The 619-nt window shown below is 73.0% G+C and carries 1 protein-coding gene; it reads left to right on the top strand.

Going from position 1 to position 619, the window contains the following annotated elements:
* On the top strand, positions 1-619 hold a 619-nt coding region (locus tag CCN44_RS42565; RefSeq protein ID WP_143650517.1), incomplete at both ends, for a serine/threonine-protein kinase.

Genomic DNA, 619 nt, shown 5'->3' on the forward strand with positions numbered 1-619 from the left:
GTCGTCCATGCCGAGTTCGCGCGGGACCCGGAGTTCAGGGGCCGTTTCCGGCAGGAGGTGGCCGCCGCGCGCAGGGTCAGCGGTGCCTTCACGGCGCCTGTGGTGGATGCCGATCCGGAGGCCGAACGGCCCTGGATGGCCACCCTGTTCATCCCCGGGCCGACCCTCTCCGACCAGGTGAAGCGGAAGGGCCCCATGGCGCCCGAGCAGCTGCGCCGGCTGATGGCCGGGCTCGCCGAGGCGCTGCGGGACATCCACCGGGTGGGGGTCGTGCACCGGGACCTGAAGCCCAGCAACGTGCTGCTCGCCGAGGACGGGCCGAAGGTCATCGACTTCGGCATCTCCCGGCCGAAGGACAGCGAACTGCGCACCGAGACAGGGAAGTTGATCGGCACGCCGCCGTTCATGGCGCCCGAGCAGTTCCGGCGCCCGCGGGAGGTGGGCCCGGCCGCCGACATCTTCGCGCTGGGCTCGGTCATGGTGCACGCGGCCACCGGGCGCGGGCCGTTCGACTCCGACAGCCCGTACGTCGTCGCCTATCAGGTGGTCCACGACGAGCCCGACCTGGCCGGCGTGCCGCAGGGCCTGGCGCCGCTGGTGCGGCGGTGCCTGGCCAAGG

The sequence above is a fragment of the Streptomyces tricolor genome (assembly GCF_002155905.1).
Taxonomy (GTDB): domain Bacteria; phylum Actinomycetota; class Actinomycetes; order Streptomycetales; family Streptomycetaceae; genus Streptomyces; species Streptomyces tricolor.